The organism is Mycobacterium sp. 4D054 (genome assembly GCF_052245755.1).
Classification (GTDB): domain Bacteria; phylum Actinomycetota; class Actinomycetes; order Mycobacteriales; family Mycobacteriaceae; genus Mycobacterium.
Window position 1 is genome coordinate 142,130 of the sequence record NZ_JBQQCF010000006.1, and the last position, 20,189, is coordinate 162,318.

Below are 20,189 nucleotides of genomic sequence, written 5' to 3' on the forward strand. Positions count from 1 at the left end.
GGTACAGTCTGGGCACGAGCTTGTCGAAAATGATTTCCATTAAGAAGGGAGTGTCGTGTCCGCCCATTGCCAGGTCACCGGCCGAGCGCCGGGGTTCGGCAACGCGGTGTCGCATTCGCACCGCCGCACCCGCCGTCGCTGGAACCCCAACATCCAAACCAAGACCTACTTCCTGCCGTCCGAGGGGCGTCGGGTCACACTGCGCGTCAGCGCCAAGGGCATCAAGGTGATCGACCGCGACGGCATCGAATCGGTGGTGGCGCGCCTACGCCGCGAAGGGCAGAAAATCTGATGGCACGCAACGATATTCGCCCTCTGGTCAAAATGCGCTCCACAGCGGGCACCGGGTACACCTACATCACCCGCAAGAACCGCCGCAACGACCCCGACCGGATCACCTTGCGCAAGTACGACCCCGTGGCGCGTCGGCACGTCGACTTCCGCGAGGAGCGCTGATGGCCAAGAAATCCAAGATCGTTGCGAACGAGCGGCGCCGCGAGCTGGTGGCACGCCACGCCGGGCGTCGAGCCGAGCTGAAGGCGATCATCAAATGCCCCAGCACGTCACCGGAGGCCCGGCGCGCCGCCCAGTCCGAATTGAACCGTCAACCCCGCGACGCCAGCCCGGTACGAGTCCGTAACCGCGACTCGATCGACGGCCGGCCCCGCGGGCATCTGCGCAAGTTCGGGCTGTCGCGCGTGCGGGTGAGAGAGCTCGCGCACGACGGCCAACTACCCGGTGTCCGGAAGTCGAGCTGGTGACGGCGAAGCGGCGACCGGCCGCGCCCGTGAAGAAGCGGCGAAACCTGTTGGCGAGCCTGGGAATCGAACACGTCGATTACAAGGACACAGCGACACTGCGGCAGTTCGTCTCCGAGCGCGGCAAGATACGGTCACGGGCGGTGACCGACCTGACAGTGCAGCAGCAGCGCCAGGTCACCACCGCGGTCAAGAACGCCCGCGAGATGGCGCTCCTGCCGTACCCGGGTCAGAATCCCGCAGGTCGCTAGCACGCGGCAGTGATCAGCCGCCGCGCACACCCTCCTCGACCTTCTTGCCCAGATCGGGGTCGACGTTGCGCCAATATTCGAACACGCGTGACAGTACCGGCTCTTTCACGCCGTCGGACACGTGGCCGATAATGTTGTGCGCCAGGCGTTCCCGAGCCGCATCGTCGAGGACGTCGCGAACCAGGGTGCCGGCCTGACCCCAGTCGGAGTCCTCGGCGCGCAGGGCATACGCCGAGCGCACCATGTCCCCGTCGGAGGCCCAGTGCACTTCCGAGGCCCTCCGCGGGTCGGCCTCGGGACCGCCCATCGAGTTCGGCGCGTACACCGGGTCGGTCGCGTTGCGGATCCGCATCGCACCGTCCTTGCTGTAGGCGCGGACCTCGGTGTGCGGTTCGTTGACCGGGATCTGCTTGTAGTTCACACCCAGCCGGGCACGATGGGCATCCGAGTAGGAGAAGCCGCGCGCCAGCAGCATCTTGTCGGGACTCAGTCCGGTGCCCGGCACGATGTTGTTCGGCTCGAACGCCGCCTGCTCCATCTGGGTGTGGTAGTCCACGACATTGCGGTTCAACGTCATCTTTCCGACCTCGTGCAGCGGGTAGTCACCGTGCGGCCACACCTTGGTCAGATCGAAGGGGTTGAAGCGATAGGTCTTGGCATCCTCGAACGGCATGATCTGCACGTGCAGCGTCCAGCTCGGGAAGTTGCCGTCCTCGATCGCGGTGTACAGGTCGCGCTGGTGGTAGTCCGCATCCTCTCCGGCCAGCCGGTCCGCGTCTTCTTGGGTGAGGAAGTCGATGCCCTGGTCGGTCTTGAAGTGGTACTTCACCCAGAACAGCTCCCCGGAGTCGTTGAGCCAGCTGTAGGTGTGGCTGGAGTAGCCGTTCATGTGCCGCCACGTCTTCGGGATGCCGCGGTCGCCCATCAGCCAGGTCACCTGGTGCGCGGACTCCGGCGAGAGCGTCCAGAAGTCCCACTGCATGTGGTGGTCGCGCAGGTTGTTGGCGGCCAGCCGCTTCTGGCTGCGGATGAAGTTCTGAAACTTCATCGGGTCACGCACGAAGAACACCGGGGTGTTGTTGCCGACCATGTCGAAGTTGCCGTCAGAGGTGTAGAACTTCAGCGCGAACCCGCGCGGGTCACGCCAGGTGTCCGGGCTGCCGCGCTCCCCCGCCACGGTCGAGAAGCGGGCGAGCATCTCTGTTTTCGTACCGGGCTGCAGAAACGCCGCCTTGGTGTACGCGGACACGTCGTGGGTGACCTCGAACTGTCCGAACGCGCCGCCACCCTTGGCATGCGGCTGCCGTTCCGGGATGCGTTCCCGGTTGAAATTGGCCATCTGCTCGATCAGGTAGTGGTCCTGAAGCACGATGGGGCCGTCCGGACCGACAGTCAGCGAATGTTCGAGGCTGGGAATCGGGGCACCGGAGTCGGTGGTGGCGAACTTGTCAGTCATGTCGTCTCCTCGGGAGGTGCGGCATCGGGCTGAGCCGTCCTCGGTGGCCGAGGGTACCCGAATGCCGCTCAAAACATCCCGAGAGAAACGATCAGGGTCGCGGTGGCGCGGCCGTCGTCGGAGCCGCCGGCCCGCCGGGCTGACGGGGCACGTCGATCACCGGGCCGCCCGATCCGAACGGTCCGCCGTTCCCGGGCCCCCGGTCGAACCCGCCGTGCGGGCCCATCGGGAACATCGCCGGGCCGGGGCGGCCCACCATGTCGGATCCGCGGTGGTGATAGCGCGGCCCGCCGTCGAGGTTCTTGCCGACGAATACTCCGGAAAAGAAGATGACGGCCACGATGAACACCGCGCCGGCAGCGATGCCGACCCACAGCGCCGCCTTGTTGAGCCGGCCCGGCGGCGGCTGGACATAGGCCGGCTGGGCTGGCACAGGTGGAACGGGCGGCTGAGCCCGAGGTGGAGTCGAGACCGGCCCGGTCACGGGTTCGGACTCGCCCCGAGGTGGTGTCACTTCGTTCATGACGGTGATCATGCGCCGCCACCGTCAGCGCCGGTTAGGTTCCGGCTGTGAATCCGCTATGAGGACGGGGTGACCGACCAGTCGGTGTCCACGTGCCTGCGCGGTCCGCGGCAAACCCGGCGCACCGTCAGTCGGGCTTCATCGGGTTCACCGCGTACTGAATGACGCGGTAGGGCGAGCCTCCGCGGGGTGTGGTGTTCCACTGGCTGACGAACACCCGAACCGCGTCCGGGGTGGATCTCGGCGAGATGTAGCCGCCGTAGGGCTGGGCGAGCCGATTGTCCTGCGGCGGCGGCAGATCCTCGACGGGTTCCGGCCATGGTGCGGCCACCACGACCGTCGTCACCGGCGCGTCGCCCAGCTGCGTCACAGCGTTGGCCACCCGCATCTCCATGTTGCCGGTGGTGGCGTTGAAGTACGACAGCACCGTCTTGCCGTCGATCAGGCGCACGCTCATCTCGCCGACCCGGTCCCCCCACAGCGGCGCCGGCTCACCGCCCCACGCGGTGCCGGTCCATCCCTGCCAGGAGGCGCGATCGGTGAACGACTGCGGCGCGGCCCGGTACAGCACCACCGGTCCGGTGCGGTCGAAGTTGTTGGCCACGATGTACACCCAGCCGCGCGGCGACTCCTCGGTCGGGATCGGGTCGTAGTAGCCGCTGATCTGTGACTGCAGTCCGCCCGCGTACGCCGCGTCGCGTTCAGACCCGGGAATCGTCTTCCAGTTCCCCTGTCCGGCAATGGCTTTGACCAGACGCGAGGTCCGCGGGCGCAGCCCCTCGGTGGTGGTCACCATCATCCAGTTCTCGCGGTTGATCTCGATGACACCGGCGGGCAGCTGCGAGGCCCCAGGCGGCGTCGGGTCGGCCAGCAAGGGCACCGACACGCCGGTCACCCCGTCGTAGCGCACCCCGGCCGGATCGTCGAGCGACTCGCCGACCACATGCAGCGCGATCGGCGAGTACCAGCCCCCGAAGCCCACTCCCTGCCCGGCGAAGCTGTCGCCGCACACCTGCAGGATCCCGCTCGGGAACTCCATGAACTCACACAGGTCTGTCGCACCGATCCCGTAATCGGCTGTCGGAGTTCCCGTTCCCGCGGCCGGGCCGACACGCAGCACCTGGCCGGGCAGCAGCGGCGGAAGCTCAGCCGGCATGGCGTACGCCCCCGGCACCGCCGAAATCGCATTCCACGCGCAGATTGCGGCAAGAACGCCGCGTGGAATGCGATTTCGGCGCAATTCAGGATCGAGCCAGCAACTCAGCGATCTGAATGGTGTTAAGTGCAGCACCTTTTCGTAGGTTGTCCCCCGAGACGAACAGGGCCAGCCCGCGACCGTCCGGCACGCCTGGGTCCTGGCGGATCCGGCCGACCAGCGAGTCGTCGGCGCCGGCTGCGGCCAGCGGTGTCGGGACATCCACCAGCGTCACACCAGCAGCGGCGGCGAGAAGTTCCTCGGCACGCGCCACCGAAATCGGCTGGCTGAACTCGGCGTTGATCGACAGCGAGTGCCCGGTGAACACCGGAACCCGCACGCAGGTGCCGCTGACGGCCAGCTCCGGGATACCGAGGATCTTGCGGCTCTCGTTGCGCAGCTTCTGATCCTCGTCGGTCTCACCGGAGCCGTCGTCGACCAGCGAGCCGGCCAGCGGGACGACGTTGAACGCGATCGGCGCCACATACTTGTTCGGCGGCGGGAACTGCAGCGCCGACCCGTCGTGCACCAGCTGCTCGACACCGTCGATCACCGCGCGCGCCTGTCCGGCGAGTTCCTCGACACCGGCCAGCCCGCTACCGGACACCGCCTGGTAGCTCGACACGATCAAGCGGGTCAGACCTGCCTCGTCGTGCAGCGGCTTGAGCACCGGCATCGCGGCCATGGTGGTGCAGTTCGGGTTCGCGATGATGCCTTTGGGACGGTTCTTCGCGTCACGCTCGAAGTTCACCTCGGAGACGACGAGCGGGACGTCGGGGTCCTTGCGCCATGCCGACGAGTTGTCGATCACCACCGCGCCGGCGGCCGCGAACCGCGGCGCCTGCACCCGCGACATCGTGGCGCCGGCGGAGAACAGCGCGATGTCCAGACCCGACGGATCGGCCGTCTCGGAGTCCTCGACCTCGATTTCGCGGCCGCGGAACTCCAGCTTCTTGCCCGCCGACCGCGACGAGGCGAAGAAACGGACCTCGTCCGCCGGGAAGTCCCGCTCGGCCAGCAGGTTTCGCATCACCTGGCCTACCTGGCCGGTCGCGCCGACGACACCGATGTTGACCATTCTCAGCGCCCCGTCCCCGCGTACACGACCGCTTCCTCGTCACCGCCGAGACCGAACGCCTCGTGCAGCGCGGCGACGGCCCGGTCGAGCTCGGTGTCCTTGATCAGCACCGAGATCCGGATCTCGGAGGTGGAGATCAGGTCGATGTTGATGCCCGCGTTGGCCAGCGCCTCACAGAATGTCGCCGTCACACCGGGGTGCGACCGCATCCCGGCACCGATCAGCGACACCTTGCCGATGAGGTCGTCGTAGAGCACGCGGGTGAAGCCGATCTCGTCCTGCAGCGCGGTGAGCTTCTCCACCGCACCCGGCCCGCTCTCGCGCGAGCAGGTGAACGTGATGTCGGTCTTGCCGTCTTCGACCTTCGAGATGTTCTGCAGCACCATGTCGATGTTGACGTCGACTTCGGCCAGTGCGCGGAACACCCGGGCGGCGTAGCCCGGCACGTCGGGCAGCCCGACGACCGTCACCTTCGCCTCGCCGCGGTCATGTGCAACTCCGGTGAGGATGGCGTCTTCCATCGGGATGTCCTCCATCGATCCTTTGACGAGCGTGCCCGGCCTGTCGGTGTACGACGACCGGACGTGAATGGGCAGGTTGTACCGGCGCGCGTACTCGACGCAGCGCAGCATCAGCACCTTGGCTCCGGCGGCGGCCATCTCCAGCATTTCCTCGAACGACACGGTGTCGAGGCGCTTGGCGTTCGACACGATGCGCGGATCGGCGGTGAAGATGCCGTCGACGTCGGTGTAGATCTCGCACACGTCGGCGTTCAGCGCCGCGGCTACCGCCACCGCCGTGGTGTCCGACCCGCCGCGGCCCAGCGTGGTGACATCCTTGGTGTCCTGGCTGACGCCCTGGAAACCTGCGACCAGCACGATCTTGCCTTCGTCCAGCGCGGCGCGGAGCCGGCCCGGGTTGACGTCGATGATCTTGGCGTTGCCGTGGATGCCGGTGGTGATGACGCCCGCCTGCGATCCGGTGAACGAGCGCGCCTCCGCACCGAGCGACTCGATCGCCATCGCGACCAGCGCATTCGAGATGCGCTCACCCGCGGTGAGCAGCATGTCCAGCTCGCGCGCGGGCGGGGCCGGGGACACCTGCTTGGCCAGGTCGAGCAGCTCGTCGGTGGTGTCGCCCATCGCCGAGACGACCACCACGACGTCGTTGCCGGCCTTCTTGGTCTCGACGATGCGCTCGGCCACACGGCGGATCCGCTCGGCGTCGGACACCGAGGATCCGCCGTATTTCTGTACGACGAGCGCCACTGCTTGCACCTTCCGAAAGCTGGGGAGATCTCATAAAGGATAAGGGCTGCGCGCACCTGGTTTTCCCCGCCGGTAGCGTGCAGGGCGTGCCCGCCGCACCCAGCGACCGGTCGGCCGTCACCTCGGTGCCGATCCATCCCCCTATCGCCGAGCGCTGGAGCCCCCGCGCTTTCGACCCCACCGACCAGCTCACCCGTGACGAGCTGGCGGCATTGCTGGAGGCCGCGCGATGGGCTCCGACGTGGGGACGACGGCAACCGGTGCGGTTCGTGGTCGGGCTGCGTGCGGATACGACGTTCACCGCGATCGCCGCGCTGCTGAGGCGCGGAAACAGCTACGCCCGGGCCGCGAGCGCGCTGATCCTGCTCTGCGCCGACGACGGCGAGGACGACAAGACGCAGCGCTACGCCGCGGTGGACGCGGGCGCCGCTATGGCCAACATCACCATCGAGGCCGTCTCCCGGAGGCTGATCGCGCACCCGATGGCCGGGTTCGACGCGGCGGGAGCAGCCGAAGCCTTCGCGCTGCCGGACGGTCTGCGCCCGCTGGTGGTGATCGCAGTGGGCAGGCTCGGTGACTACGCCGACGCTGCGCCGGAGATCACGGAGCGGGACCGGCTGCCCCGGCACCGGCTCCCGCTGAGCGAAATCGTCCTCAACTGGACTCCTTAAGGCCGCAGGTTTACCGCGTTGCAACACGGCATGACCGTCCACGTAACAGAAACGTCGGTAACTGACGTTGAACGGCTCCGCTCGGAGCCGCGGTTGCGAGGAGATCGGCCTTATGGATACAGGGACGACCGCGTTCATGCTCTGTTGCATCATCGGCCTCACGCTGATGATCCCCGGGCTCGCGTTGTTCTACGGCGGCATGGTGTCCGTCAAGAGCTCGACCAACATGATGATGATGACGTTCGGCGCCGCGGCGCTCGTCGGGGTGCTGTGGGTGCTGTTTGGATTCTCGATGACGTTCGGCACCAGCTACGGCGGGTTCGTCGGGAGCTTCACCGAGTTCGCCGGCATGAAGAACCTGATGGAGCCGATGACGACCGTCGACGGCCTGCCGGTGAGCTTGTTCTCGTTGTTCCAGGCGCTGTTCGCCGCGATCACCGTCGCGCTGATCTCCGGCGCGGTCGCCGACCGGATGAAGTTCGGCGCGTGGATGGGCTTCGCGACGTTGTGGGCCGTGCTGGTGTACTTTCCGGTCGCGCACTGGGTCTTCGCGTTCGACGGGGTGGTCACCGAGAACTCGGTCGGCGGCTGGATCGCCAACAAGCTCGGCGCCATCGACTTCGCCGGCGGCACCGCGGTGCACATCAACGCCGGCGCCGCGGCGCTGGCCGTGGCGATCGTGCTCGGCAAATCCAGGAACTGGGGGCAGCTGCGTAAACCACACAACGTTCCGCTGACCCTGCTCGGCGCCGGCCTGCTGTGGGCCGGCTGGTATGCGTTCAACGGCGGGTCGGCCCTGGCCGCGGGTAATTCGGCCGCGATCGTGATGGTGACGACGTTCGTCGCGACGTGCGCGGCGACGCTGGCGTGGATCGCCGTCGAGAAGTTCAGGGACGGACACGTCACCGGTGTCGGCGCGGCGTCCGGCGCGATCACCGGACTGGTCGCGATCACGCCCGCCTGCGGCGCGGTCACCCCGGTCGGCGCGATCGTCCTGGGCGCCATCGCCGGCGCGGTCTGCGTGTACGCGGTCGGCCTCAAAGAACGCTTCGGATACGACGATTCGCTCGACGTGGTCGGCGTGCACCTGGTCGGCGGGGTCATCGGCACGCTGCTCATCGGCCTGCTCGCCAGCGACAGCATGCCCAACGGCACCAACGGGCTGCTCTACGGCGGAGGCATCGATCAGCTGTGGAAGCAGGCGATCGCCGCAGGCGCGGTGATGGCGTATTCGTTCGCCGTCGCTTTCGCTATCGCGTTCGTCCTTAAAAAGACTGTCGGCATTCGGATTTCGCCCGAAGACGAAGAGACGGGCATCGACGCGGCGTTCCACCGGGAAGCGTCCTACGAGATCCAGCCGGCCTGAGCCGAGCAACCGGCCGGTGCGGGCCCCCGCGGTCCGCGCCGGCCGTTTCGCCGTGCGGGAGGTTTCCCACGGTGATACTTTGATTCATAACACGAGACAAGGAACGCACATGGCAGAAGATCTCGCCACCCTGGCCGAGCAACATGGAACGAAGTTCATCCTCGCGCTGTTCGTGGACCTGCGCGGAAAGCCCTGCGCCAAGCTGGTGCCCGTAGAGGCGGTCGACCTTCTCGCGACCGAAGGGGTGGGCTTCGCCGGCTACGCCGTCGGCGCGATGGGCCAGGAACCCAAGGATCCGGACCTGATGGCCCTCCCGGATCCGGCGTCGTTCACTCCGATCCCGTTCATCAAGGAGGGGCTGGCGATCGTGCACTGCGACCCCCACGTGAACGGCGAGCCATGGCCCTACGCGCCCCGCGTCATCCTGAAATCCGTCATCGAGCGCTGCTCGGACGCCGGTTTCGAGCCGTGGGTGGGCGCGGAGGTCGAGTACTTCCTGTTGTCCCGCAACGACGATGGCAGCATCTCGGTGGCCGACACCGCCGACACCGCCGCGCAGCCGTGCTACGACGCCCGCGGCGTCACCCGGATGTATGACCACCTGACCGCGGTGTCGACCGCGATGAACCAGCTGGGGTGGTCCAACTACGCCAACGACCACGAGGACGGCAACGGGCAGTTCGAGCAGAACTTCAAGTTCGCCGACGCGCTGACCACCGCCGACCGGGTGATCACGCTGCGCTACCTGTTGTCCATGATCGCCGCGGAGCGCGGCATGATCGCCACCTTCATGCCCAAGCCGTTCGGTGACAAGACCGGCAACGGGCTGCATTTGCACCTGTCGCTGACCAGCGGCGGCACCCCGGTCTTCCCGGCCGACCACGACCAGCGCGGCCTCGGCCTATCCGACACCGCCTACGGATTCATCGGCGGCATCCTCGAGCACGCCTGCGCGCTGCAGGCCGTGGTCGCACCGACGGTCAACTCCTACAAGCGAACCGGTGCCGTCGCGACGGCCTCGGGGGCGTCCTGGGCGCCGCGACTGCCCACCTACGGCGGCAACGACCGCACCCACTACATCCGGGTGCCCGACGCCGACCGGATCGAGATGCGCGGTGGGGACGGTTCGGCCAACCCGTACCTGGCCATCGCCGCCGCGCTCGGCGCCGGCCTCGACGGCATCAAACGCAGCACCGATCCCGGCGCCGTCGGTCAGGGCGTCAACACCCGGACCCTGCCACTCACTCTGCTGCACGCGGTGGAGGACTTCGAGTCCGACCCGGTCGTGACCGGGGTACTCGACGCGGCCGGCGAAGGCGTCGCGGCCTATTTCGCCAACGTCAAGCGTGAGGAGTTCTTCTCCTACCACAGCACGGTCGGTGCGTGGGAGCTGGACCACTATCTGACGGCCTTCTGAGCCGTATCCGTCTCGACACGAAAGGGATTGCGCTATGTGCGGGATCGTCGGGTTGCATCTGCGAACACCCGAGCTCTACCCCCGGCTCGGTGAGTTGCTCACCGGCATGCTCTGTGAGATGGGAGACCGCGGCAGCGATTCGGCCGGGGTCGCCGTCTACGGCGACCCGGCGTGGTCCCCGCCCGGTCGCGGGTGCGTCTCGGTGGCCGACCTGGGGACCGGCGGTGCGGAAGACGCCGACCAGGTCGCTGCCGCAGTGGCCGTGGCCCTCGGTGCCGAGGTGTCAGGGGTCGCCGTCGACGTCAGCTATGTGTTGTCGGCTGACGTCGACTCCGAGGTCCTGCTGACCGCGGTGCGGTCGGCCTACCCCGAGGCCCTCGTCGCCGGATTCGGTCCGGACGTCGCGGTGCTCAAGGGTGTCGGACATCCGCGCGCCCTGACCGACGGATGGGATCTCGCGACGGCGCAGGGCTGGCAGGGTGTCGGGCACACCCGGATGGCCACCGAATCGGCGGTGACGCCCGCGGGGTGCCACCCGTATGCGGTCGGCCCGGCGCAGTGCTTGGTGCACAACGGCTCGTTCGCCAACCACGCGACGATCCGCCGGGAGTTGCGTGCCTCCGGTGTCTGCTTCGACAGCGAGAACGACACCGAGGTCGGTGCCCGCTTCATCGCCAAACTGCTCGCACAAGGACGCGACGTCGAAGGCGCGCTGAAGGAACTCTGTGCGACGTTCGACGGCTTCTACACGCTGCTGGTGTCCAACCGGGACTCGTTCGCGGTGGTGCGCGACGCGATCGCGTGCAAGCCGGCGGTGATCGCCGAGACCGACGAGTGGGTGGCGATGGCAAGTGAATACCGGGCGCTGGCAGCGCTTCCCGGTGTCGACAAGGCTCGCATCTGGGAGCCCGAGCCCGAGGTGGTGTACGCGTGGAGCAGATAGGTACGACGCGCTTCGATCTGCGCACCACCACGCTGCGCGAGGTCAACACCGCGCTGCACGCACCGGATCTGGCCGGTGACTTCGTCATCGAGAACCCGGCCGGCGCCCACAATGTCGCGGTCGGGCTCGACGCACCCGTGACCGTCACGATCGACGGACACGTCGGCTACTACGCCGCGGGCATGAACCAGCACGCCGACGTGATCATCAACGGCAACGCCGGAACCGGTGTCGCCGAGAACATGATGAGCGGATCGGTGTGGGTCAAGGGCGACGCGTCGCAATCGGCCGGCGCCACGGCGCACGGCGGCCTGCTGGTCGTCGAGGGCAATGCGGCCGCGCGGTGCGGCATCTCGATGAAGGGCATCGACATCGTCGTCGGCGGCAGCGTCGGGCACATGAGCGCGTTCATGGCCCAGGCCGGGCGGCTGGTGGTCCGCGGCGACGCGGGCGAGGCGCTGGGCGATTCGATCTACGAGGCCCGCATCTATGTGCGCGGCGACGTCGCGTCACTCGGCGCCGACTGCGTGTCCAAGCCGATGCGTGAGGAGCATCATCAGGAGCTCGAAATATTGCTCAAAGCAGCAGGATTCGAGGGTGACGACACCCACACCTACACCCGGTACGGGTCCGCCCGATCCCTGTACCACTTCCATATCGACAATGCGAGTGCCTACTGATGAGCCACAGTCCTGACGACCGCGCGCGGCTCGGCCTGCGTGAATCGGCCACCTTCGACCGAGCCACCATCGCGGCCATCCAACGAGCCGCCGACACCGGCATCTACGACATCCGCGGCTGGGGCGCCAAGCGCCCGCTTCCTCACTTCGACGACCTGCTGTTCCTCGGCGCGTCGATGTCGCGGTACCCGCTGGAGGGTTACCGGGAACGCTGCTCCACCGATGTGGTGCTGGGCGACCGGTTCGCCAAACACCCTCTGCACCTGGATATCCCGGTCACCATCGCGGGCATGAGCTTCGGCGCGCTGTCGGGTCCGGCCAAGGAGGCCCTCGGTCGCGGCGCCAGCGAGGCCGGTACGTCCACCACCACCGGTGACGGCGGGATGACCCCGGAGGAACGTGGCCAGAGCAAGTACCTCGTGTACCAGTACCTGCCGTCGCGGTACGGGATGAACCCCGACGACCTGCGGAAGGCCGACGCCATCGAGATCGTGCTGGGCCAGGGTGCCAAACCGGGCGGCGGCGGGATGCTCCTCGGGCAGAAGATCTCCGAGCGCGTCGCCGGTATGCGCACGCTGCCTCAGAGCATCGACCAGCGTTCGGCGTGCCGTCATCCGGACTGGACCGGTCCCGACGACCTGACCATCAAGGTCAACGAGCTACGGGAGATCACCGACTGGGAGAAGCCGATCTATGTCAAGGTCGGCGCCACCCGCACGTACTACGACGTCAAGCTCGCGGTACACGCCGGTGCCGACGTGGTGGTGGTCGACGGTATGCAGGGTGGCACCGCCGCCACCCAGGAGGTGTTCATCGAGCACGTCGGGATCCCGACGCTGGCGGCGATCCCGCAGGCCGTGCAGGCGCTGCAGGAACTCGGGGTGCACCGCCGACCCGACGGTGTGCAGCTGATCGTCTCCGGCGGCATCCGCAACGGCGCGGACGTCGCCAAGGCGCTGGCGCTGGGCGCCGACGCCGTGGCGATCGGCACCGCGGCGCTGATCGCGCTGGGCGACAACCATCCGCGCTACGCCGCCGAGTACGAGAAGCTCGGCAGCGCAGCGGGTTTCTTCGACGACTTCCAGGACGGCAGGGACCCGGCGGGCATCAGCACCCAGGACCCCGAGCTCGCGGCCCGCTTCGATCCGATCGAGGGCGGGCGCCGGCTGGCCAACTATCTGCGGGTACTGACCATGGAGGCCCAGACCATCGCCCGGGCCTGCGGCAAGTCCCACGTGTGCCACCTTGAGCCCGACGATCTGGTCGCGGTCAGCATCGAGGCTGCGGCGATGGCCCGGATCCCGCTGGCCGGCACCGATTGGATTCCCGGTCGCAACGGAGGAGCCTGGTGAGCGAGACAGCCGACGTCGTCATCGTCGGTGGCGGCCTGGAGGGCACCGCGGCCGCGTGGGCGCTGAGCCGCCGCGGTGTCACCGATGTCGTTGTCGCCGAACGCAACACCGTCGCGTCCGGGATGACGGGCAAGTCCAGCGGCATCATCCGGTGCCACTACGGCGTGAGCTCGCTGGCCGCGATGGCCGCCGACGGGCTCGAGGTGTTCGAGAAAGCCGAGGAGATGTTCGGCAGCGACATCGGCTTCCGCCAGACCGGCTACGTGGTCGGGGTCGCGGACCAGAACGTGGAGTCGATGCGCAAAAGCCTTGCCGCGCAACGCGCCGTTGGGGTCGAGACCGAGGAGATCGACAAGGACGAGGTGGCGAAACTGTGGCCGTTCGCGGACCTGACGCCGTTTGCCGCGTTTGGCTGGGAGGCCCGCGGCGGCTACGGCGACGCCTATCAGACCGCGCAGGCGTTTTCGACGTCGGCGCGCGCGGCCGGGGTGCGGGTGCGACAGCACACCCCGGTGACCGAACTGCTCACCCAGGGTGAGCGGGTCACCGGTGTCCGGACCGCCGACGGCAGGCAGATCTCGGCGGGCGCCGTCGTCGTCGCCACCGGTGCGTGGACCCGGCCGTTCCTGGCGCCCTACGGCATCGACGTCCCGATCCGCGTGATCCGGGAGCAGATCGTGATGATCGACCCCGGCATCGAGGAAACGGCGGTCAGGCGGCTGCCCGTCTTCTCCGATCTGGTGTCACTGCAGTACGTGCGCCCGGAGGTCGGCGGGGAGATCCTGTTCGGCAACAGCGACCTGCCCGGCTATGACGCGATCGAGCCGGCAGACCCCGACGACCACCTCAACCGGGCTACCGACGACTTCGTCGACATCACCGTCGACAAGGTCGGCACGCGCTTTCCCGGCTTCCCCGACGCCGCGATCTCGGGTAGCTATGCCGGCTGCTACGACGTCACCCCGGACTGGAACCCGATCATCTCCACCGGGCCGCTCGATGGGCTCGTCATCGCGGCCGGGTTCAGCGGGCACGGCTTCAAGATCGCGCCTGCGGTCGGCCGGCTGGTCGCCGATCTCGTCGTCGACGGCCACAGCAGCGACTCCCGCATCCCCGCGTCGGACTTCCGGCTGTCCCGGTTCGCCGAGGGCGATCTGCTCAAGACCCCCTACCCGTACGTCGGCGCCGGGCAGATGCGCTAGACAGAGATCGTGGCCCTCCCCGAAGATCCGGCCGATCCCGGCCCGCTGCTGCGCAACACCTCCGGCACGGCCCGGGACCGCGATCCCGCCGCGCCGGTGGAGGAGCTGGAGATCGAGGCCGCGATCGGGCGCAACGTGCGCCTGCTGCGGCTGCAGCAGGGGCTGACCGTCGCCGAGACCGCGGCCCGGGTGGGCATCTCCAAGGCCATGATGAGCAAGATCGAGAACGCCCAGACCTCCTGCAGCCTGTCCACCCTCGCACTGCTCGCCAAAGGCTTCGACGTGCCGGTGACCAGCCTGTTCCGGGGCGCCGACGTGGAGCGGCCGGCCGCGTTCGTCAAGGCAGGCACCGGGGCGCGCATCGTGCGCGAGGGCACCCGCGAGGGCCACGAGTACCAGCTGCTCGGGTCGCTGCGCGGCGAGCACAAACGGCTGGAGTGCCTCGAGGTCACGCTGTCGGAGAAGAGCCAGACCTACCCGCTGTTCCAGCATCCCGGCACCGAGTTCATCTACATGCTCGAAGGTGTCATGGACTACAGCCACAGCCGCTCGGTGTACCGCCTGCACCCCGGGGACTCGCTGCAGATCGACGGCGAGGGTGCGCACGGCCCCGTCGACCTCGTCGAGGTGCCGATCCGCTTCCTGTCGGTGATCGCGTTCCCTGACGCGCAGGTGTGAGCCGCGCGGGTTTTGGCCCGCGGAGGTCGCGGAGTACAGTGGCTCGCGTGCAGCGGGTGCTCCTTCTCGGACGCCGCGACGGGGTCTGATCCAGACTGGCCTCCCGTCGCGGGTGTTTCGCGATGCGCCGGTCTGATGTCCCCCCTCAACCCGGAGCACCGAAAATGACTGAGAACTACAATCCGAGCGCCGACGCCTTCAGCTCGGTACGCACCATCAGCACCCCGTCGGGTGCGCCTCACCCCGGCCAGCCCGCCTGGAACACCCAGCGCGGCTCGCAGATGCCCGTCAGCCGCTACCGCAGCTTCGCCGACGAGGTCGAACCCATCCGGCTGCCCGACCGCACCTGGCCCGACAAGGTCATCGACACCGCACCGATGTGGGCGGCGGTGGACCTGCGCGACGGCAACCAGGCCCTGATCGACCCGATGAGCCCGCAGCGCAAGCGCCGCATGTTCGACCTGCTGGTGCGGATGGGTTACAAGGAGATCGAGGTCGGCTTCCCGTCGGCGAGCCAGACCGACTACGACTTCGTCCGCGAGATCATCGAGCAGGGCGCCATCCCCGATGACGTGACCATCCAGGTGCTGACGCAGTGCCGGCCCGAACTGATCGAACGCACCTTCCAGGCCTGCCAGGGCGCGCCCCGCGCGATCGTGCACTTCTACAACTCGACGTCGATCCTGCAGCGCCGCGTGGTGTTCCGCGCCGACCGCGACGCGGTGCGCAAGATCGCTACCGACGGCGCCCGGATGTGCGTCGAGGAGGCCAAGAAGTACCCCGACACGCTCTGGCGCTTCGAGTACTCCCCCGAGTCCTACACGGGCACCGAGCTGGAGTACGCGGTCGAGGTGTGCAACGCCGTCGCCGAGGTGATCGCACCCACTCCGGAGTCGCCGCTGATCGTGAACCTGCCCGCCACCGTCGAGATGGCCACGCCGAACGTGTACGCCGACTCGATCGAGTGGATGCACCGGCATCTGACGCCGCGTGACTCGATCATCCTGAGCCTGCATCCGCACAATGACCGCGGAACCGCGGTCGCTGCAGCCGAATTGGGCTATGCGGCCGGCGCCGACCGCATCGAGGGCTGCCTGTTCGGCAACGGTGAGCGCACCGGCAACGTGTGCCTGGTGACGCTGGGTATGAACCTGTTCTCCCGCGGCGTGGATCCGCAGATCGACTTCTCCAACATCGACGAGATCCGCCGCACCGTCGAGTACTGCAACCAGTTGCCCGTCCACGAGCGGCACCCCTACGGCGGCGACCTGGTCTACACCGCGTTCTCCGGCAGCCACCAGGACGCCATCAACAAGGGTCTGGACGCGATGAAAGTCGCGGCCGACGAACAGGACTCCGACGTCGATGACCTGCTGTGGCAGGTGCCGTACCTGCCGATCGACCCGAAGGACGTCGGCCGCACGTACGAGGCCGTCATCCGGGTGAACTCGCAGTCCGGCAAGGGCGGTGTCGCCTACATCATGAAGGCCGACCACGGCCTGGTCCTGCCGCGCCGCCTGCAGATCGAGTTCTCCAGGGTGATCCAATTGATCGCAGAGGGCTCGGGCGGCGAGGGCGGAGAGGTCTCGCCCAAGGAGATGTGGGACGCGTTCTACGAGGAGTACCTGGCGCCGATCCGCCCGTTGGAGCGGATGCGGCAGAAGGTCGACGCGGCCGAGATCGACGGCGGCACCGACACCATCACCGCGGTGGTCAAGGTCGACGGCGAGGAGCGCGAGATCGTCGGCGCAGGCAACGGCCCACTCGCCGCATTCGTCGATGCGTTGGGCGCGATCGGTTTTCACGTGAACGTGCTGGACTACTCCGAGCACGCGATGTCGGCGGGCGAGGAAGCGCAGGCCGCGGCCTACGTGGAGGCCGCGATCGGCGGCAAGACCGTGTGGGGCGTCGGTATCGCCACCTCGATCACCACCGCGTCGCTGCGCGCGGTGGTCTCCGCGGTCAACCGTGCCGCACGATCCTGACGCGCGTTTACACAGTGTCATGTGATCACACCGTCTGTTGACGGTGTGCACAGGTTGACCGAGCGCTTTCCGCTGCAGACTCATAAGCCACACTGCCCGATCCCGGGCGTGTGGCCTGAGTCAGGAGGAAGCGGTGTCATCCCCAGTTTCGTTCTTCAGCGTCGAAGGGCTGAACTCGTTGGCAGGTGTCGAGATCGTCGTGGGTGTGCACCGCGACGATCCCGTTCGGCCCGGGTCCCACAGTCCACTGCGGTTCGTGCTGGCGTCGGCTCAGCCGGTGCCGCTGCGGCGGATGCTGCCCGCGTTGCAGAGCATGGACCTCGAGGTCATCAACGAACACACCACCACCTGGTCGCGCGAGGACGGGTCCCCGTGCCATCTTTATGAGCTCTTCCTCGACCCCTACACCGCTGGGGCACAAGGATTTGCGCGTAACTGGGCGCAGGCCGACGCACGGATCTGCGAGACGTTCCGCGCCATCTGGTCCGGCCGCATCGAGGCCGACCGGTTCAACGCGCTGATCCCCGCTGCCGGGCTGGACTGGAAACAGGTCGCAGTGCTGCGCAGCTACAGCCGCTATCTGCGCCAGCTCCCGCTGCCCTACGGCCAGAGCCGGATTCAGCAGGTGTTGCTCGACAATCCCGGCGCCACCATGGCTCTGGTGGCGCTGTTCGAGGCCCGCTTCGGCGCGGGCGCCGGCCGCAGCGCCGCACGGGCTGCCGGTATCGCGGCGGCCGATGAGCGGCTCACCACCGAGATCGACCGGCTGCTGCATATCGATGCGGATCGCATCCTGCGCGCGTACCGCAACCTCGTGAACTCGACGTTGCGGACCAACGCGTTCGCCCCCGAGACGCTGGGCCCGTCCGCCCCGTATCTCGTGCACAAGTTCGATGCACCGCAGATCCTCGAGCTGCCCCATCCGCGGCCGCTGTCCGAGATCTTCGTCTACTCACCGGAGTTCGAGGGGCTGCACCTGCGCTACGGGCTCGTCGCACGGGGCGGGCTGCGCTGGTCTGACCGGCACGACGACTACCGCACCGAGGTCCTGGGACTGGTCAAGGCGCAGGCGGTCAAGAACGCGATGATCGTGCCGGCCGGCGCCAAAGGCGTTTTCGTCGTGAAGTCGCCGTCGCCTTCACCGACCGACGGGATGCGCTCCTACAAGCAATTCGTGTCGGGCCTGCTCGACGTCGTCGACAACGCCGCAACCGACGGCGCTGCCCCACCGGAAGGGATCGTGTGCCACGACGGTGCGGACCCGTATCTCGTCGTGGCGGCCGACAAGGGAACGGCGAGCTTCTCCGACCTGGCCAACGGGGTCGCGCTGACCCGCGGCTACTGGCTGGGCGACGCGTTCGCCTCGGGAGGCTCGGCAGGGTACGACCACAAGGCCATGGCGATCACCGCCCGGGGCGCCTGGGTCAGCGGCGACAGCCACCTGGAAGAGCTCGGGATCGATTCCACCACAGATGAATTCCGTGTGGTGGGCGTCGGAGACATGAGCGGCGACGTGTTCGGCAACGGCATGTTGCTGCGGCGCGGAACCAGACTGGTCGCCGCATTCGACCACCGTCACATCTTCGTCGACCCCGATCCGTCCGGTGATCCCGCTCATCGCGAGCGTCAGCGTCTCTTCGCGCTGCCGCGGTCGTCCTGGGACGACTATGACCGTGCGTTGATCAGTGCCGGCGGGGGCGTGTGGCCGCGCACCGCCAAGACGATCCCGGTCTCGGCGCAGATGCGCCTGGCTCTGGGGATCGCGGACACCGTGTCCCGGCTGACACCGAACGAGTTGATCGGCGCCATCCTGCGCGCGCCGGTCGACCTGCTGTTCAACGGCGGTATCGGCACCTACATCAAGGCCTCCGACGAGCAGCACGGCGACGTCGGCGACAAGGTCAACGACGGCCTTCGCGTGGACGCCCGCGAGGTGCGCGCCCGGATCATCGTCGAGGGCGGCAATCTCGGTGTGTCCCCGCGCGGTCGGATCGAGTTCGCCCGTCACGGCGGATCCATCAACACCGACGCCATCGACAACGCGGCCGGTGTGGACTGCTCCGACCATGAGGTCAACCTGAAGATCCTGCTGGCCGGCCGGTATCCGGACGCGACCCGCAACGCGCTGCTCGCCGACATGACCGACGAGGTCGCCGCGCACGTGCTGGCCAACAACCGCGCGCACAACCGGCTGCTGCGCGACGCCCGATTCAACGCGGCCCAGATGGTCTCGGTGCACGCGCGCATGACCACCGCGCTGGAGCGCGAGCGTGGGCTGCACCGCGAGCGCGAACATCTGCCCGGCGCAGCCGAGTTCGCCGAGCTGGCGAAATCCGGAGAAGGATTGACCCGGCCTGCGCTGGCGACCTTGATGGCGCACACAAAGCTCGCGCTCAAGGCCGACCTGCTGGAGTCCGAGAGCTTCGACGACCCGTACTTCACCGCCGCGCTGCACCGGTACTTTCCCGCGATGTTGCGGCGGCGGCTGGGCCCGCAGCTCACCGAGCATCCGCTGCGGCGGGAGATCATCGCGACGTCGGTGAGCAACCACGTGCTGGCGACCTCGGGGCTGACCTTCGTGTTCCGCCTTGCCGAGGAGACCGGCGCCACCACAGCCGACATCGTGCGCGCCCACGCCATCGCCTCCGAGGTGTTCGAGCTCGACGCGCTGTGGTACGGCATCCATGCCGCGCGCCTGTCGCCGGCGCTGACCGACGAACTCGTCGTCGAGGGACGCCGGCTGCTGGACCGGGCATCCCGATGGTTCCTCTTCAACCGGCCGCAGCCGCTGTCGATCGAGGACGAAGTGGCCCGGTTCCAGGCCGCGGCGACGCTGCGCGGCAAGCTGAGTGAGATGCTGCGCGGCAGTGAGCTCGCGACCGCCACCGCGATCCACGATCGGTACGCCGCGCAGGGGGTGCCGACCGACATCGCCCGCAGGATCAGCGAGTCGCTCTACGCCTACAGCCTTCTCGACATCATCGAGATGGCCTGCATGCACAACGAGGACGCGACGCGGCTGGCGCACATCTACTTCGAGCTGTCCGCTCATCTGGGGGTCGACCATCTGCTGCTGGCGGTGTCGGCGCTGCCGCGCGGCGACCGGTGGAACGCTTTGGCGCGGTTGGCGTTACGCGAGGACCTGTACCGCGCGCTGCGCGAGCTGGCGCGCGACGTCCACCGTATGGTCGGCCCTCACACCGACAACGTGGACGTCATCGAGGAGTTCGAGTCCCACAACCGTGCCCGCATCGGGCGCGCACGCCGCACCCTGCACGAGTTCCTGAGCACGGAGAGTCCGGACCTGGCGGTCCTGTCGGTGGCGACCGCGCAGCTGCGCCGGCTCACCCCGAATCGCTGAAGCCG

19 protein-coding genes are annotated in these 20,189 nt (G+C 68.0%); 14 read left to right on the forward strand and 5 right to left on the reverse strand.

Translation table 11 applies throughout. The features are described from left to right. Window positions 1–55 precede the first annotated feature (55 nt). The 4 genes from rpmB to rpsR are packed head-to-tail and all read left to right on the forward strand — an operon-like array spanning window position 56 to window position 1,009. The gene (gene rpmB, locus ACTWP6_RS07365) at window positions 56–292 is read left to right on the forward strand and encodes a 50S ribosomal protein L28 (protein WP_443187244.1); all 237 of its coding nucleotides are present in this window, start codon (window positions 56–58) and stop codon (window positions 290–292) included. Then, a complete protein-coding gene (gene rpmG, locus ACTWP6_RS07370; RefSeq protein WP_443187245.1) occupies window positions 292–456 on the forward strand; it encodes a 50S ribosomal protein L33 in 165 nt (54 codons plus the stop codon). Before rpmB ends, rpmG begins: the two co-directional genes overlap by 1 nt. Next, window positions 456–761, forward strand: a complete 306-nt coding sequence (rpsN, locus tag ACTWP6_RS07375) for a 30S ribosomal protein S14 (RefSeq protein WP_443187246.1) — start codon at window positions 456–458, stop codon at window positions 759–761. The genes rpmG and rpsN overlap by 1 nt, the downstream gene beginning before the upstream one ends. After that, a complete protein-coding gene (gene rpsR, locus ACTWP6_RS07380; RefSeq protein ID WP_443187247.1) occupies window positions 758–1,009 on the forward strand; it encodes a 30S ribosomal protein S18 in 252 nt (83 codons plus the stop codon). The genes rpsN and rpsR overlap by 4 nt, the downstream gene beginning before the upstream one ends. 13 nt (window positions 1,010–1,022) lie before the next feature. Here the strand turns inward: rpsR and ACTWP6_RS07385 are convergent, their stop codons facing one another. The 5 genes from ACTWP6_RS07385 to ACTWP6_RS07405 form a co-directional block, all read right to left on the reverse strand. After that, the gene (locus ACTWP6_RS07385) at window positions 1,023–2,465 is read right to left on the reverse strand and encodes a catalase (protein ID WP_260755695.1); all 1,443 of its coding nucleotides are present in this window, start codon (window positions 2,463–2,465) and stop codon (window positions 1,023–1,025) included. 91 nt (window positions 2,466–2,556) lie between these two features. Beyond that, the gene (locus ACTWP6_RS07390) at window positions 2,557–2,898 is read right to left on the reverse strand and encodes a hypothetical protein (protein WP_313901350.1); all 342 of its coding nucleotides are present in this window, start codon (window positions 2,896–2,898) and stop codon (window positions 2,557–2,559) included. A 217-nt stretch (window positions 2,899–3,115) separates the two neighbouring features. Then, window positions 3,116–4,144 carry a DUF4185 domain-containing protein gene (locus ACTWP6_RS07395; protein WP_443187248.1) on the reverse strand — a complete coding sequence of 343 codons (1,029 nt, stop codon included), beginning with the start codon at window positions 4,142–4,144 and terminating at the stop codon, window positions 3,116–3,118. 85 nt (window positions 4,145–4,229) lie between these two features. Then, window positions 4,230–5,261, reverse strand: a complete 1,032-nt coding sequence (locus tag ACTWP6_RS07400; RefSeq protein WP_443187249.1) for an aspartate-semialdehyde dehydrogenase — start codon at window positions 5,259–5,261, stop codon at window positions 4,230–4,232. Window positions 5,262–5,263: 2 nt separating this feature from the next. Next, a complete protein-coding gene (locus ACTWP6_RS07405; RefSeq protein ID WP_443187250.1) occupies window positions 5,264–6,529 on the reverse strand; it encodes an aspartate kinase in 1,266 nt (421 codons plus the stop codon). Window positions 6,530–6,615: 86 nt separating this feature from the next. Here ACTWP6_RS07405 and ACTWP6_RS07410 point away from each other — a divergent pair, with 86 nt between their 5' ends. The 10 genes from ACTWP6_RS07410 (at window position 6,616) to ACTWP6_RS07455 (ending at window position 20,184) form a co-directional block, all read left to right on the forward strand. Further along, entirely contained in the window at window positions 6,616–7,200 is a 585-nt protein-coding gene (locus tag ACTWP6_RS07410; protein WP_443187251.1) for a nitroreductase family protein, read from the forward strand. A gap of 112 nt (window positions 7,201–7,312) precedes the next feature. Beyond that, the gene (locus ACTWP6_RS07415; protein ID WP_260755701.1) at window positions 7,313–8,566 is read left to right on the forward strand and encodes an ammonium transporter; all 1,254 of its coding nucleotides are present in this window, start codon (window positions 7,313–7,315) and stop codon (window positions 8,564–8,566) included. A gap of 109 nt (window positions 8,567–8,675) precedes the next feature. Further along, complete coding sequence (glnT, locus tag ACTWP6_RS07420) at window positions 8,676–9,983, forward strand: type III glutamate--ammonia ligase (protein ID WP_443187252.1); 1,308 nt, start codon at window positions 8,676–8,678, stop codon at window positions 9,981–9,983. A 34-nt stretch (window positions 9,984–10,017) separates the two neighbouring features. Then, window positions 10,018–10,926, forward strand: coding sequence for a glutamine amidotransferase (locus tag ACTWP6_RS07425; RefSeq protein WP_260755703.1), 909 nt, complete (start codon window positions 10,018–10,020; stop codon window positions 10,924–10,926). Further along, on the forward strand, window positions 10,914–11,606 hold the full coding sequence (locus tag ACTWP6_RS07430) for a protein glxC (RefSeq protein ID WP_260755704.1): 693 nt from the start codon (window positions 10,914–10,916) through the stop codon (window positions 11,604–11,606). Before ACTWP6_RS07425 ends, ACTWP6_RS07430 begins: the two co-directional genes overlap by 13 nt. Then, window positions 11,606–12,958, forward strand: a complete 1,353-nt coding sequence (locus ACTWP6_RS07435) for an FMN-binding glutamate synthase family protein (protein WP_260755705.1) — start codon at window positions 11,606–11,608, stop codon at window positions 12,956–12,958. Before ACTWP6_RS07430 ends, ACTWP6_RS07435 begins: the two co-directional genes overlap by 1 nt. Further along, window positions 12,955–14,160 (forward strand): NAD(P)/FAD-dependent oxidoreductase, encoded by a 1,206-nt coding sequence (locus tag ACTWP6_RS07440; protein WP_260755706.1) that lies wholly within the window; start codon window positions 12,955–12,957, stop codon window positions 14,158–14,160. Before ACTWP6_RS07435 ends, ACTWP6_RS07440 begins: the two co-directional genes overlap by 4 nt. A 9-nt stretch (window positions 14,161–14,169) precedes the next feature. Beyond that, window positions 14,170–14,838, forward strand: a complete 669-nt coding sequence (locus ACTWP6_RS07445; RefSeq protein WP_260755707.1) for a helix-turn-helix domain-containing protein — start codon at window positions 14,170–14,172, stop codon at window positions 14,836–14,838. A gap of 164 nt (window positions 14,839–15,002) precedes the next feature. After that, window positions 15,003–16,823: a 2-isopropylmalate synthase gene (gene leuA / locus ACTWP6_RS07450; protein WP_260755708.1), complete on the forward strand. Its 1,821-nt coding sequence runs from the start codon at window positions 15,003–15,005 to the stop codon at window positions 16,821–16,823. Between the two features lie 133 nt (window positions 16,824–16,956). Further along, complete coding sequence (locus ACTWP6_RS07455; RefSeq protein ID WP_443187253.1) at window positions 16,957–20,184, forward strand: NAD-glutamate dehydrogenase domain-containing protein; 3,228 nt, start codon at window positions 16,957–16,959, stop codon at window positions 20,182–20,184. Window positions 20,185–20,189: the final 5 nt, after the last annotated feature.

Excerpts from the sequence above, each read along its gene's own strand:
- rpmG (WP_443187245.1), top strand. The coding sequence starts at position 292 with ATGGCACGCAACGATATTCGCCCTCTGGTCAAAATGCGCTCCACAGCG.
- ACTWP6_RS07385 (WP_260755695.1), bottom strand. The coding sequence starts at position 2,465 with ATGACTGACAAGTTCGCCACCACCGACTCCGGTGCCCCGATTCCCAGC.
- ACTWP6_RS07425 (WP_260755703.1), top strand. The coding sequence starts at position 10,018 with ATGTGCGGGATCGTCGGGTTGCATCTGCGAACACCCGAGCTCTACCCC.
- leuA (WP_260755708.1), top strand. The coding sequence starts at position 15,003 with ATGACTGAGAACTACAATCCGAGCGCCGACGCCTTCAGCTCGGTACGC.
- glnT (WP_443187252.1), top strand. The coding sequence starts at position 8,676 with ATGGCAGAAGATCTCGCCACCCTGGCCGAGCAACATGGAACGAAGTTC.
- ACTWP6_RS07415 (WP_260755701.1), top strand. The coding sequence starts at position 7,313 with ATGGATACAGGGACGACCGCGTTCATGCTCTGTTGCATCATCGGCCTC.
- ACTWP6_RS07400 (WP_443187249.1), bottom strand. The coding sequence starts at position 5,261 with ATGGTCAACATCGGTGTCGTCGGCGCGACCGGCCAGGTAGGCCAGGTG.
- rpsN (WP_443187246.1), top strand. The coding sequence starts at position 456 with ATGGCCAAGAAATCCAAGATCGTTGCGAACGAGCGGCGCCGCGAGCTG.
- ACTWP6_RS07435 (WP_260755705.1), top strand. The coding sequence starts at position 11,606 with ATGAGCCACAGTCCTGACGACCGCGCGCGGCTCGGCCTGCGTGAATCG.
- ACTWP6_RS07395 (WP_443187248.1), bottom strand. The coding sequence starts at position 4,144 with ATGCCGGCTGAGCTTCCGCCGCTGCTGCCCGGCCAGGTGCTGCGTGTC.